The 12,933-nt window shown below is 66.4% G+C and carries 15 protein-coding genes; 3 read left to right on the forward strand and 12 right to left on the reverse strand.

Features of this window, described 5'->3' with window-relative positions; translation table 11 throughout:
• Window positions 1-61: 61 nt before the first annotated feature.
• Genes EWE75_RS13435 through EWE75_RS13450 form a run of 4 tightly spaced genes read right to left on the reverse strand, consistent with a single transcriptional unit; the run spans window position 62 to window position 2,041 of the window.
• Window positions 62-394, reverse strand: coding sequence for a hypothetical protein (locus EWE75_RS13435; protein ID WP_130158292.1), 333 nt, complete (start codon window positions 392-394; stop codon window positions 62-64).
• A complete protein-coding gene (locus EWE75_RS13440) occupies window positions 394-867 on the reverse strand; it encodes a cytidine deaminase (RefSeq protein WP_206364766.1) in 474 nt (157 codons plus the stop codon). Before EWE75_RS13440 ends, EWE75_RS13435 begins: the two co-directional genes overlap by 1 nt.
• Entirely contained in the window at window positions 864-1,553 is a 690-nt protein-coding gene (locus EWE75_RS13445) for a GH25 family lysozyme (RefSeq protein WP_130158293.1), read from the reverse strand. Before EWE75_RS13445 ends, EWE75_RS13440 begins: the two co-directional genes overlap by 4 nt.
• Before the next feature lie 5 nt (window positions 1,554-1,558).
• On the reverse strand, window positions 1,559-2,041 hold the full coding sequence (locus EWE75_RS13450; RefSeq protein ID WP_130158296.1) for a UPF0262 family protein: 483 nt from the start codon (window positions 2,039-2,041) through the stop codon (window positions 1,559-1,561).
• A 117-nt stretch (window positions 2,042-2,158) separates the two neighbouring features.
• Between EWE75_RS13450 and EWE75_RS13455 the strand changes: the two genes are divergently transcribed.
• Window positions 2,159-3,652, forward strand: a complete 1,494-nt coding sequence (locus tag EWE75_RS13455) for a replicative DNA helicase (protein ID WP_130158298.1) — start codon at window positions 2,159-2,161, stop codon at window positions 3,650-3,652.
• A 117-nt stretch (window positions 3,653-3,769) separates the two neighbouring features.
• On the opposite strand, the gene EWE75_RS13460 is transcribed toward EWE75_RS13455, so the two are convergent.
• The 8 genes from EWE75_RS13460 to EWE75_RS13495 all read right to left on the reverse strand — a co-directional run bounded on the left by EWE75_RS13460 (window position 3,770) and on the right by EWE75_RS13495 (window position 11,225).
• The gene (locus EWE75_RS13460; protein ID WP_130158300.1) at window positions 3,770-4,528 is read right to left on the reverse strand and encodes a phosphoadenylyl-sulfate reductase; all 759 of its coding nucleotides are present in this window, start codon (window positions 4,526-4,528) and stop codon (window positions 3,770-3,772) included.
• Complete coding sequence (locus tag EWE75_RS13465; RefSeq protein ID WP_130158302.1) at window positions 4,509-4,949, reverse strand: DUF934 domain-containing protein; 441 nt, start codon at window positions 4,947-4,949, stop codon at window positions 4,509-4,511. Before EWE75_RS13465 ends, EWE75_RS13460 begins: the two co-directional genes overlap by 20 nt.
• Window positions 4,950-5,048: 99 nt before the next feature.
• Window positions 5,049-6,680, reverse strand: a complete 1,632-nt coding sequence (locus tag EWE75_RS13470; protein WP_130158305.1) for a nitrite/sulfite reductase — start codon at window positions 6,678-6,680, stop codon at window positions 5,049-5,051.
• 223 nt (window positions 6,681-6,903) lie between these two features.
• Window positions 6,904-7,194: a DUF2849 domain-containing protein gene (locus EWE75_RS13475; protein ID WP_130158307.1), complete on the reverse strand. Its 291-nt coding sequence runs from the start codon at window positions 7,192-7,194 to the stop codon at window positions 6,904-6,906.
• Entirely contained in the window at window positions 7,191-7,982 is a 792-nt protein-coding gene (gene cobA / locus EWE75_RS13480) for a uroporphyrinogen-III C-methyltransferase (protein WP_130158309.1), read from the reverse strand. The genes EWE75_RS13475 and cobA overlap by 4 nt, the downstream gene beginning before the upstream one ends.
• A 161-nt stretch (window positions 7,983-8,143) precedes the next feature.
• Window positions 8,144-8,323: a hypothetical protein gene (locus EWE75_RS13485; RefSeq protein ID WP_130158311.1), complete on the reverse strand. Its 180-nt coding sequence runs from the start codon at window positions 8,321-8,323 to the stop codon at window positions 8,144-8,146.
• Between the two features lie 76 nt (window positions 8,324-8,399).
• Entirely contained in the window at window positions 8,400-9,815 is a 1,416-nt protein-coding gene (gene astD, locus EWE75_RS13490) for a succinylglutamate-semialdehyde dehydrogenase (RefSeq protein WP_130158313.1), read from the reverse strand.
• 48 nt (window positions 9,816-9,863) lie between these two features.
• Entirely contained in the window at window positions 9,864-11,225 is a 1,362-nt protein-coding gene (locus EWE75_RS13495; RefSeq protein WP_130158315.1) for a protein adenylyltransferase SelO, read from the reverse strand.
• A 37-nt stretch (window positions 11,226-11,262) separates the two neighbouring features.
• On the opposite strand from EWE75_RS13495, the gene EWE75_RS13500 reads away from it, so the two are divergent.
• Both EWE75_RS13500 and EWE75_RS13505 read left to right on the forward strand, forming a co-directional pair.
• On the forward strand, window positions 11,263-12,135 hold the full coding sequence (locus EWE75_RS13500; RefSeq protein ID WP_130158317.1) for an alpha/beta fold hydrolase: 873 nt from the start codon (window positions 11,263-11,265) through the stop codon (window positions 12,133-12,135).
• Between the two features lie 34 nt (window positions 12,136-12,169).
• Window positions 12,170-12,931 carry an SDR family oxidoreductase gene (locus tag EWE75_RS13505; protein ID WP_130158319.1) on the forward strand — a complete coding sequence of 254 codons (762 nt, stop codon included), beginning with the start codon at window positions 12,170-12,172 and terminating at the stop codon, window positions 12,929-12,931.
• The last annotated feature ends 2 nt before the right edge of the window (window positions 12,932-12,933 follow it).

A 12,933-nucleotide genomic window follows, 5' to 3' on the forward strand; every position in this document is an offset into this window, starting at 1 on the left:
GCTCCTGTGTGGGCGCACGCTTTCGCCGGAAAGCCAGGGCAGGGCAATACCCGTCGGTGCGCTACGCCAGCCGGTCGAGCCACGCCTGAGCTTGCTTAGGCTCGCCCGGCGCCTGCGGCGAGACCCGGCCGCGCGACGCGAGGAACTCCTGTTGGAGCGCGAAGGGTGGCATCCCAAGCTGAGCGCGCGCCTTGTCGATGGTCTCGCCGATCTCGGCCAGTTCGTCGATGACGGGAGCGGTTGCCGCGCGCGCCGCGCGGTCGCCATTGTGATCGAACAGGCCCCATTTCCCCGCAGCCGTTACCCGTAGCGCGGCGATCAGCGCCTCGCGATATTCGGCTTCCAGTTCGATGCGGCGGTCATCGAGGCGGGCGAGGCGGTCGGCCTTGGCCATCAGGCGCCGATGCCGAGGTCGGCTGGACCGAACGCATGCGGCAGCAGGTCCGACACCATATGGCGTTGAACCGCATCGCCCTCCGCCGCCGCGCACCAGATCGTCAGGTCGCGAGCCGCCATCTGCGCAGCTTCGTTGATGACCTGCCGGCAGCGTCCGCACGGGCTGACCACCGCGAACCCGCGCGGTACGCCGAGTGAGTCCATCGCGCCGCCGATCACCGCGATCGCCACCACCTCGCGCAGTCGCCCGGCGCTGCTCGCGGTCGCCAGCGCGACCGTCTCGGCGCAGAGCGACAGGCCGTAGCTGGCATTCTCGAAATTCGCGCCGGTCACGACGCTGCCATCGGCGAGCAGCACCGCCGCGCCGACCCCGAACCGTGAGTATGGCGCGTGCGCGTTGAGCGCGGCCGTGCGGGCCGCACCGACCAGCCGGTCGCGCATCACATCGTCGAGAACCGGGGCTTCACTCATGGTCGCACTACATCCCAATTGACCGGGCCTTCGATGCCATCGACCCGGCGCATATCGTTCGCCTGCCACATCCGCCAAGGTCGCGTAGCATAATCGGGCGGAAAGAAGTTGCCGGTCGCCCACACCGGGCGATCGAACGCTGCGGTAACGCGATAGGCCGAATCGAACCGCCGGCTGATCTTGAGCAGCACCGGCTTGCCGGTATACGCCTCCACCATCGTCAGGAAACGGCGCAGTTCGGCGATCACCGCAGGCGCATCGGGCCGGGCGGTGCAATCCTCGGTGAAGTCGAGGTCTACCGCAGCGGGAAGGGCATCGGGCGTGCGCGGGACGGTGGTGTTGAAGTTGTTGGCCTGATCCACGGCGAGATGGCACAGCGAATACAAATGCATCGCGCCGCGCCGCATTCCGGTCTTGGGCACCGCTTCCCAATTGGCGGCGAAGCGCATGTCGCGCCCGGCGGCGCCGCTGGTCGCGCGGACATAGGCGAAATCGGCGCCGGCGCCGTGAACCGACCACCATTCGATCTCGCCCTGCACATCGGACACATCGACGCCCTGGATCGGGTATGTGTCGGTCGGGCGCCATTGCAGCGCCAAAGCCCACAAGGCGCACGCAAGGACGATCAGCAACAACGCGACCACCCCAGCGGCGGCGAGCCGCTTGCCCCATGTGTTGAGTCGCATCGTTCTCAGTTCCGAATGTGGAGCACGCAGATCAGCGTGAACAGCCGCCGCGCGGTGGCGAAATCGATCTCGATCTTGCCCGCCAGCCGCTCCTTGAGCAGCCCGGCGGCTTCATCGTGGAGGCCGCGCCGCGCCATGTCGATCGTCTCGATCTGCTGCGGCGTGGCGTTGCGGATCGCCTGGTAATAGCTGTCGCAGATCGCGAAATAGTCTTTGATCGGCCGCCGGAACCGCCCCATCGCCAGCACATAGGTTTCGAGATGTGATCCGTCCTCGCGGTGGATGGCGATGCCGAGTCGGCCTTCCTCGACCGCGAGCTCGATCCGGTATGGCCCGGCATAGCCGTCCGCATAGGCGCGCTGCGGGGCGAAATGATTCTCTTCGATCAGATCGAAGATCGCGATCCGCCGTTCCTGCTCGATATCGGCCGAACGCCACAGAATCGTGGCTTCGTCGAGCGAGACATGGATGATGCGCGGGTCCGCCATCCTAGCGGCCCTATCGGGGAAGTCGTCGCCCGACAATCACCCGCTTATCCACACTTTGCACGCGCGAACCGGCGCAAGCGGGTTTGAGAGTGAGGATGCGGCGCGTACAGAGCGGCGATGGCAACCGCATTCGCAACCCCCGTACCGCCCGCCGCCGAGGCGATCGCCCTTCCGCAAAACGTCGAGGCCGAAGCGGCGATGCTCGGCGCGATGATGATCGACAACCGGCTCGCCGACGATCTCATCGACAAGCTTGAGCCGGAGCATTTCTTCGAGCCACTGCACGGCCGCATCTTCGCGGCGATTCGCAAGCTGCGCGGCACCGACATGCTGGCGACGCCGGTAACGCTGCGGCCGCTGTTCGATGCCGATCCCGGCATGAAGGAATTGGGCGGCCCCGGCTATCTCGCGCAATTGACCGGCAGCGGCGCCGGGCTGATCGGCGCGCGCCAGTTCGCGACGCAGATCTACGACCTGGCCATGCTGCGCACGTTGGTGACGGTCGGGCGCAGTCTCGTCGATCGCGCGCTCGACACTTCGGAGGAGGTCAATCCGCGCGCGCAGATCGAACTGGCCGAGGAGGAATTGTTCAAGGTCGCGGCCGACGGCGGCAGCGAGAGCGCGGTCAAGAGCTTCGCGCAGGCGACGACGCTGGCGGTGAAGATGGCGCAGCGCGCGCTCAATTCGGGCGGCAATTTGTCGGGCATCACCACCGGCTTCGATTCGATCAACGGCAAGATCGGCGGCCTGCACCATTCGGATTTGATGATCCTCGCCGGGCGTCCGGGCATGGGCAAGACCGCGCTCGCCACCAACATCGCCTTCAACGCGGCGCAACGCTATATGCGCGACCGTGCCGACGGGATGCCGCACAGCGAATCGGTCGGCGCCAAGGTCGCGTTCTTCAGCCTCGAAATGTCGGCGGACCAGCTCGCCACGCGTATCCTCGCCGAGCAGGCGCGGATCAGCGGCGAGGCACTGCGCATGGGCAAGATCAGCAAGACGGAGTTCAACCAACTCGCCGCCGCCGCCGCCGAGCTGGAAAATCTGCCGCTCTACATCGACGATACCGCCGGCCTGTCGATCGCCGCGCTGCACACCCGGATGCGGCGGCTCCAGCGCCGTCACAACAACGAGATCGGGCTGGTGGTGGTCGATTACCTCCAGTTGCTGACCGGCTCCGCCAAGGCCTCGGGCGACGGGCGTGTGCAGGAAATCTCGGAGATTTCGCGCGGGCTGAAGACGCTCGCCAAGGACATGAACGTGCCGGTGATCGCGCTGTCGCAGCTCAGCCGTCAGGTCGAGCAACGCGAGGACAAGCGCCCGCAGCTCTCGGATCTGCGCGAATCGGGATCGATCGAGCAGGACGCCGACATGGTGATGTTCGTGTTCCGCGAAGATTATTACGTCGCCGCCAAGGAGCCGAAGCGTCCGGTTGACGGTGATAGCGCGAAAATTCACGAGGACCATGCGCAATGGATGCTGGAGATGGAGAGGGTGTTCGGCCTTGCCGAGTTCATCGTCGCCAAGCAGCGCCACGGCGCGACCGGCAAGGTGATCCTCAAGTTCGAGCCGATGTTCACGCGGTTCAGCGATTATGTCGGGTATTGAGGGAAGGTGACCGTCATCCCAGCGTAAGCTGCGGTCTCGTGGTGGCGGCGGGTGCCCTTGCCGCGAGAGACCCCAGCTTGCGCTGGGGTGACGTGTGGGCCTGTCGCTAACGCGCGGTCAGAACACCGGTTCTTCGCCGGGCTTCTCCGCGACGTGGATCCCGCATTCGACCTTTTCCCAGCCGCGCCAGCGGCCGGCGCGGGGGTCTTCGCCGGGCATCACCTTGCTGGTGCAGGGCTGGCAGCCGACCGAAAGGTAGCCGTCGGCTTCGAGCGGGTGGCGGGGCAGATCGTGCGCGGTGAAATAGGCTTCGAGATCGGCCTTCACCCAGTCGCCCAGCGGGTTGATCTTGAGGCGACCGTCCTCGATTTCGAAGCGGGCGATGTTCTGGCGCGTGCTCGACTGGAACGCCTTGCGTCCTGAAATCCAGCTATCGAGACCCTGCTTGGCGCGCTTGAGCGGCTCGACCTTGCGGATTTCGCAGCAGCCATCGGGATCGTAGGACCAGCGCAGGCCCTTTTCGTCCTTGGCGGCGATCACGGCGGGTTCGGGTTCGACCGCCCATGAGCTTTGCAGGCCGAGTTGCCGCACCAACGTGTCGCGATAGGCGAGCGTTTCCGGGAACATCTTGAGCGTATCGACGAAGATCACCGGCACGCTCGGATCGGCCTTGGCGACAAGATCGAGCAGCACCGCGCTTTCGGTGCCGAACGACGACACCACCGCGATGCGCCCCAGCAGCCCTTCCGCAAACACTGTCGTCAACATCGTCTGCGCGTCGACGCCAGCGAAGCGCGCATTGAGCGCGTCGGCATCGGCCTGGGTGAAGGCGGGGCGTGTGTCGATGATGTCGAGCTTACGGGCGAGGCTGGCCATGACGTAATTTCCAAACAGGCACGGCTCCATCGGCCGCCCCCTGATATACGTGGTCGTAGCGCGACAACGAGGCTTTCAGCGTGGCAGAATCGATTTCAGTGCGGGGAGCAAAACTATCGAAGCCGCAGCGGCGCATTGGCAGGATCTGATCGACCAGCACGTCGCCCTCGGCGCGCAGCTCGCCGGTGTAGCCGGCTTCGCGCAGGATACGCGCCGCCGAATAGCCGCGTCCGTCGCGGAAGGCGGGGAAGGCGATCTCGATCAGCGCGAGCTGGCCGAGATGCGGCAGCAGCGCGCGGACGTCGTCGCCCGGCTCGATGCGAACGGCGGTGGCGTTGGTCTGGCCGAGGAAGGCGTCGAGCGTGACGGCGGGCTCCTCGTGCGGGGCGTCGTCGCGGAAGCGTAGGGGGGAGTCGGTCATTTTCAACGATCCGTCACCCCAGCGAAAGCTGGGGTCTTCTTGGGGAGGGCATGGCAGGAGCCGCAGGAGAACCCAGCTTTCGCTGGGGTGACGGTAAGATCACCCATAGAGCGCCACCTTGAACGGCTCCATGCCGACGCGGCGGTACGTATCGAGGAACCGCTCGCCGGCCTCGCGCCGCTCAAGATACACGTTGGTGACCGTCTCGACTGCATCGACGATGCCGTCCTCGTCGAAGCCGGGGCCGGTGATCTTGGCGATGCTGGCATCCTCCGCGCCCGACCCGCCGAGCGAGAGCTGGTAATTCTCGATGCCCTTCTTATCCACGCCGAGGATGCCGATGTGGCCGGCGTGGTGGTGTCCGCAGGCGTTGATGCAGCCGCTGATCTTGAGCTTCAATTCGCCGAGGTCGCGCTGGCGTTGGAGATCGGCGAAGCGGTTGGCGATCTTCTGCGCGACGGGGATCGAGCGCGCGTTGGCGAGTGCGCAATAATCGAGGCCGGGGCAGGCGATGATGTCACCGATCAGGTCGAGATTGGCGGTGGCGAGGCCGGCCGCGTCGAGTGTCTGCCAGACGGCGTACAGATCGGCCTTGCGGACATGCGGCAGGACGATGTTCTGCGCGTGGGTCACGCGCAGTTCGTCGAACGAATAGCGCGTGCCAAGATCGGCCATCACGTCGATCTGGGCGGCGGAGGCGTCGCCGGGGATGCCTTCGGTCGGCTTGAGGCTGATCGTGACGATCGCATAGCCGGGCTGCTTGTGCGGGCGCACGTTCTGATCGACCCACACCGCGAAATCGGGATCGCTGCGGTCGAGCGTGTCGGGCGCGTCGCCATCGAACGCGGGCGGCGCGAAGAAGGCGCTGATCCGCTCCAGCTCGGCGAGCGGCGGGTCGATGCCGAGCGTCTTCACATGCGCGAACTCTTCCTCGACCTGGCGGGCATATTCGGCCGCGCCGATCTCGTGGATCAGGATCTTGATGCGCGCCTTGTAGATGTTGTCGCGCCGGCCGTAGCGATTGTAGACGCGCAGGCACGCCTCCAGATAGCTCATCAGATCATCGGCGGTGATGAAGTCCTTGATCTCGGGGCCGATCATCGGCGTGCGGCCCATGCCGCCACCGACGAAAATCTTCGCGCCGAGTTGCCCGTCACGCTTGAGCAACTGGATGCCGATATCGTGCAGCCGCATCGCCGCGCGATCCTCGTCGGCGCCGATCACCGCGATCTTGAACTTGCGCGGCAAATAGGTGAACTCGGGGTGGAAGGTGCTCCACTGGCGGAGCAATTCGGCCCAGGGGCGCGGATCGGCGACTTCATCGGCGGCGGCACCGGCGAACTGGTCAGACGAGATGTTGCGGATGCAATTGCCGCTGGTCTGGATGGCGTGCATCTCGACCTTCGCGATTTCGGCGAGGATGTCGGGTGCTTCGTCGAGCTTGATCCAGTTGAACTGGATATTCTGCCGCGTGGTGAAATGGCCGTAGCCGCGATCATATTTGCGCGCGACATGCGCGAGCATATGCATCTGCGTGCCCGACAGCGTGCCATACGGCACCGCGACGCGCAGCATATAGGCGTGGAGCTGGAGATAGAGGCCGTTCATCAGCCTGAGCGGCTTGAACTGATCCTCGGTGATCTCGCCCGAAAGGCGGCGCTTCACCTGATCGCGGAATTCCTCGACGCGGGCATCGACGATCGACTGGTCGTAAGTGTCGTACTGGTACATCAGAAAGCCCTGATTTTTTGCACGCGGAGGCGCGGAGGCGCTGAGAAGAAAGAGAGTGGGTTCGCGCAGAGGCGCAGAGGTGTTGGCGCAACGATGCGAGCGGAAGACCTTGCAACAATCGAGGTGAAAACAAGCGCGCTGCCGCGCGCGACTCTCTCTCTGCGTCCTCTGCGCCTCTGCGCGAACAAACCTTCTCCGCGCCGCCGCGCCTCCGCGTGAACCATCACAGCACCACCTGCGGCGATGCCTCGGGGGCGAGCGTCAGGTCCATCCGCACGGTCGGGCCGAGCGCGCGGACGCGGTCCTTGATGTGGGCGGGGCGGGGGCCTTGCGGGGTTGCGGTCGCCTCGATCACATAGGGGCCGTTGACGCGGCGCGCGGCCTCTTCGAGCTTGGCGAGCGCTTCGCCCTCGGCGCCGACATCGGCGGCTTCGGCAATATGGCGCGACCAGCCCGAGCCGGTCCACCAGATCACGTCGCCGGTCGGCAAGTCATTCCCCGTCAGCAGCTTCACGCGAACGTCCCCTCAGCAACCGTTGCCCAACGCCCGAGCCTATCTTGCGCGTCGGACAGATCGACGACTTCGCCTACAACGATGATGGCCGGGCTTGCCACCTTTTCGCGCTCCATCATCGCACCGAGATCAGCGAGCAGCGTGCGCAGCGCGCGCGCGCCGGCGAGCGTGCCGCGTTCGAGCGTGGCGACCGGCATATCGGGGGCGACGCCGTCGCGCATCAATTTGTCGGCGATGTCGGTGGCGGTCGCGACGCCCATGTAGATGACGAGCGTGCGGCCCTTGCCGGCGAGGCCGGACCAGTCCTGATCGGCGAGGCCCTTGCACTGGCCCGCGACGAAGCTGACCGCGCTCGAATAGTCGCGGTGGGTGAGCGGCAGCATCGCTTCCGCTGCACAGCCGAGCGCGGCCGACACGCCGGGGATCACCTCGACCGGCAGGCCGGCGGCGCGCACTGCCTCGACCTCCTCGCCGCCACGCCCGAAGATGAAGGGGTCGCCGCCCTTCAAACGCACCACGATCGCGCCGGTCCTCACATGCGCGATGATCAGCGCGTTGATCGACTCTTGCGGCAGCGTGTGGCGCGCACGGCGCTTGGCGACCGAGATGCGCTGTGCCGATGCGGGGGCGATATCGAGCACGCGCGGGTCGATCAGCCCGTCATGGACGACGATGTCGGCGGATTTGAGCGCCTCGACCGCGCGAACGGTGAGCAGGCCGGGATCACCCGGTCCCGCGCCGACAAGGATGACGCGCCCGCGCGCGTTGGGGTCTAGCAGCGTAGCCATATTCGCCCGATGCGCGAATTGGCGGGGCGGCACAACCGAAGCCTGCTTTTGCGGCGGGTAGGGAAACTTGCTTGGGCGCACCCGGCGGCGGTGCGCTGCTTGGCTCTGGACCCCCGCTTTCGCGGGGGAACGGGGAGGGCGGCGGTCGCCGCGATTTTCACTCAGCGCTTGGGCGTATCCAGTTCGCGCGCGCGCCGGGCGAGGCGGATCGCTTCGTCGATCAGCTCGGCGGCGAAATCGGGAGCCTTTTCGCGGACGGCGATCGACAGGCAATTGCTGGCCTGCTGGCGGAGCTTGTCGGAGCGCGGAGAGCGGGTCGAGTCGGTGGTTTCAGTCGTCACGATCGCTCAATCGCTTATCCGACTGGGAGGTTCCGCGGCTCGTCGCACGCCGCCGGCATGATGCGACGAGCCGTGCTCAGGCGTCGCGCAGACCAACGCCGATGCTGGCGCGCGCCTGCTCGGCTTCGCTGGAAACCACCGGATACGCACAATAATCCGCCGCATAATAGGCGCTCGGGCGGTGGTTGCCCGACCAGCCGATGCCGCCGAACGGTGCGCCTGACGAGGCGCCGTTGGTCGGCTTGTTCCAGTTGACGATGCCGGCACGCGCATTCGCCCAGAATTGGTCGTACAGCGCCGGGTTCTGGCTGAGCAAGGTCGCCGACAGGCCGTAACGCGTGTTGTTCGCCTCGGTAATCGCATCCTCGAACGTCTTGGCGCGGATCACCTGAAGGATCGGCCCGAACAGCTCGATGTCGGGCCGCTCCGCCATGTCGGTGGTGTCGATCATCGCGGGCAGGAGGAACGGCAGCCCGGCTTTGGGCCGCTCGAGATGGCGAATCGGGCGGCCGCCACGGATCATCAGCTCAAGGAAGCTTTCGCTCAGTTGATCGGCCGATTCGTTGTCGATCACCGGACCCATGAACGGCGCCGGTTTGGCATGCGGTTCATCGACGATCATGCGGCCGACCAACGTATTGAGCGTATCGATCAGTTGATCGTGGACGCGCTCGTCTACGATCAGCCGGCGCGCGGCGGTGCAGCGCTGGCCCGCGCTCATGAACGCCGATTGCGCGATGATGACCGCCGCCGAGTGGATGTCGGGCGATTCCCACACGACGATCGGGTTGTTGCCGCCCATCTCCAGCGCGAGGATCTTCTCGGGCCGGTTGGCGAAGGCGCGGTTGAGCGCGATGCCGGTGCGGGCCGAGCCGGTGAACAGCAGCCCGTCGATCCCGTCATGCGCGGCGAGCGCCTTGCCCTCGTCCGGGCCGCCGAGCAGCAGCCGCACGCAGCCTTCGGGCACGCCGCTTTCGTGGAAGCACGAGACGAGGAACTGGCCGACCGCAGGGGTCTTCTCGGACGGCTTGAACACCACGGCGTTGCCGGCGAGCAAAGCGGGCACGATATGGCCGTTGGGCAGGTGGGCCGGGAAATTATACGGCCCGAGCACCGCGAGTACGCCATGCGGCTTGTGGCGCAGCGCGATTCGGCTGCCCATCGGCGCGTCGAGCCGGCGCTGGGCGGTACGCTCGGCATAGGCTTTGACCGAGATATCGACCTTGGCGATGACCGTTTCGACTTCGGTATGCGCTTCCCACAAAGGCTTGCCGGTTTCGCGCGCGATCAGATCGGCGAAGGCATCGGCGCGGCGGCGCACGACGTTGGCGAAGCGGCGCAACGCCTCGGTGCGATAGGCGAGCGGGCGGGAGGCCCAGCTTGCCCAGCTTTCGCGCGCGATGGCGACTTCGGCATCGACATCGCCGGACTGGCCACGCCAGAGTTCGGCGTTCGTTGCCGGTTCGAAGGAGAGGAGTTCAGACGCGGACATCGCGTGTGCCTTTGCCCGAGTTCGGTGCGGGAATCCACCGCCTCCGCATCATGCGAGCGCCGCGCCCATGTCGCGGATCGCGGCGATCTTGGTGGTGAACAGCGACCAGTCATCGCGATCGGCGATCGCCGACCAGATCGCCTCGACCTCGCCGATCACCATCGCGCAGGGGGTGTCGTCGCGCCAATATGCATGGTCGCGGGATTTGCGCGCGGCATAAGGCGCGGCGCGCGTGCGGGCCTCGGCGAAGGCGTCGCTGTCGGGGAAATGGCCGCCGAACGCGTCGAAGAAGAAGCGATCGACCGGCAGCATCTCGGTGCGCAAGCCGCGCTCGACCGCGCCTATCAACGCGGAATCCTCCTCCGGCCCGCGCGGGACGAGGCCGAGTCGCCACAGGATCGCTTCGCTCGCGGCGGATTGATACTGATCGCCGAAGGTTTCGAGTACCGCGATCAGCGGCGCCGACTCGCTGACCGTGCGGAGCGCCACGGCGAGTTGCATCGCATCCCAATGGATCGCCTCGGGCTGGCGGCCGAAGGCGTAGAGGCCGGAATGGTCGAAATAGGCGGCGGTGAAGGCGGGGTCCCAAGTTGGCAGGAAACGCCACGGGCCGTAGTCGAAACTTTCGCCGGTGACGTTGATGTTGTCGGTGTTGAGGACGCCGTGGACGAACCCTGCCGCCATGTAGCTGGCGGCCAGCTTCGCGGTGCGCCGCACCACCAGATCGAGCAGCCGAGTCGCCGGTTCGGTGCCGGGTTCCTCGCCATAGAGGTTGCGCAGGACGTAGCCGATCAGCCGCTCCATGTTCTCGGCATCGCGCAGATAGGCGAGCCGCTGGAACGTGCCGATACGGATATGGCCGTGGCTGAGCCGCACCAGCACCGCCGAGCGAGTCGGTGAGGGTTCGTCGTTGCGCTCCAGCGCCTCGCCGGTTTCGATCAGCGAGAAGCTGCGCGAGGTTTCGACGCCGAGCGCCTCCAGCATTTCGGTCGCGAGCACTTCGCGTACGCCGCCCTTGAGCGTGAGCCGGCCATCGCCGAAGCGGCTCCACGGCGTCTGGCCGCTGCCCTTGGTGCCGAGGTCCATCAGCCGGTCATTTCGATCACGCATCTGCGCGAACAGGAAGCCGCGCCCGTCGCCGATGTCTGGATTGTACGAGCGGAACTGGTGGCCGTGGTAGCGCAGCGCGAGCGGCTGCGGGAGATTGTCGGGCAGTGGTGTGAAGCGACCGAAATGCCCGGTCCATTCGGCATCGCTCAGCGCGTCCAGCCCGATCTCGCCGGCGGCGCGATCGTTGCGGAAGCGCAGCCGCGTTTCGGGGAAGTTCGCCGCCGCGACGGGATCGTAGAAGGCGTCGCCCAAATCCAGAATGCGCGGATCGGGGCGATAGGCTTGTAGCGTTTCGTTCATGCCGCGATATGGGTGCGCCACAGCCGAGGACGCAACCATGCCCGCCTATGAAAACCGATACTGGTGGTCGAACGACGGGCTGCGGCTGCATTATCGCGACTATCCGGGCCGCGAGGATCGCCCGCCGATCGTCTGCATCCCGGGCCTGACCCGCAATGCGCGCGATTTCGAGGATGTCGCCGCGCGCCTCGCCGGTGAGTGGCGCGTGATCGCGATCGATCTGCGCGGGCGCGGCGAGAGTGCCTATGCCAAAGACCCGATGACCTACGTGCCGATGACCTATGTTCAGGACATCGAGGCGCTGCTCGGCGAGCTGGGGGTATCGAGCTTCGTCGCGTTCGGCACTTCGCTTGGTGGCATTCTGACGATGCTGCTGGCGGGTGCGGCGCGTGAGCGGCTGGCGGGGGCGCTCATCAACGATGTCGGGCCGGAGATCGAGCCGGCGGGGCTGCTGCGGATTCGCGGCTATGTCGGCAAGTCGAACACCTGGCCGACGTGGATGCACGCCGCGCGCGCGGTGGCGGAAGCCAATGCCGATGCCTTCCCCGGCTATACGATCGAGGATTGGCTGGTGATGGCCAAGCGGCTGTACCGGGTGAACAGTGCAGGCCGCGTCGTGCTCGATTACGACATGAAGATCGCCGAGCCGTTCCGCGTGCCGGGCAACGAGGCCGGACCCGATATGTGGCGCGCGCTGGCGCGGCTGGAAGACGTGCCGACGCTGATCGTCCACGGTGCGCTGTCCGATCTGCTGTCGAGCCCGACCGCGATGCGGATGGCCGAGATGCTCGATCAGGCGGAACTCGTCACCGTGGCCGACGTGGGACACGCGCCGACCTTGTCCGAGCCGGTCGCGGTCGCCGCGATCGAGCGGTTGCTGGCGCGGATCGGGGAACCGGTGGCGGCCTGAACCGTCTCTCCCGTATCGTAAACGGGAGTTTCGCATGCTCAACCTCGCCGACGCGCATACCGCCGTGTCCGGTCTTTCCGGCAAACGTATCCTCGTCACCGGCGGCACCACGGGGATCGGCCGCGCCATCGCGGTGCTGCTGGCGAGCGAAGGCGCACGCTTGCACGTCTGCGGCCGCACGCCCGAGCATCTCGCCGACGCGGTCGGGCGGATCAGCGAAGTCGGGACCGGCGCCGGCACCAATGTCGATCTCGGCGAGCCGGGCGCGCCGGAACGCTACGTCAAGACGGCGAGCGACTGGCTTGGCGGGCTCGACGTCGCGGTCATCAACGCCGCGATCCCGGCCGAGGGGCTGACCGACATGAGCGATAGCGAGCTGCGGTACGCGATCGCGGTCGATTTCACCGCCTATCTCACCAGCGCGCACGCGGCGGTCGAGGCGATGGGCGAGGGTGGCGGCGACATCGTGCTGATCGGATCGATGTCGACTCATGTGCTCGGGCCGGGATCGACCGTCTACGCCGGCATCAAGGCGGGCATCGCCGGCTTCGCCGAGGCGTTGCGCAAGGAACTCGGGCCTAAGAATATCCGCGTGACCTTGGTCGAGCCGTCGCTGACCCAGGCCGACATGCATTATCCCGACATGGATGCGGAGAAGCAGAAGCAGATGGTGCGCGAGGAAAAGATGCTTCGCTCCGAAGATATCGCCGTCGCGGTGCATTACGCGCTGACCCAGCCGCGCCGCGCGGTGGTGCAGCAGATCGTCGTCGCGCCGCGCATGAGCGAGGGCGAGTGAGC

The sequence above is a fragment of the Sphingomonas populi genome (assembly GCF_004208535.1).
In the GTDB taxonomy this organism is placed as follows: domain Bacteria; phylum Pseudomonadota; class Alphaproteobacteria; order Sphingomonadales; family Sphingomonadaceae; genus Sphingomonas; species Sphingomonas populi.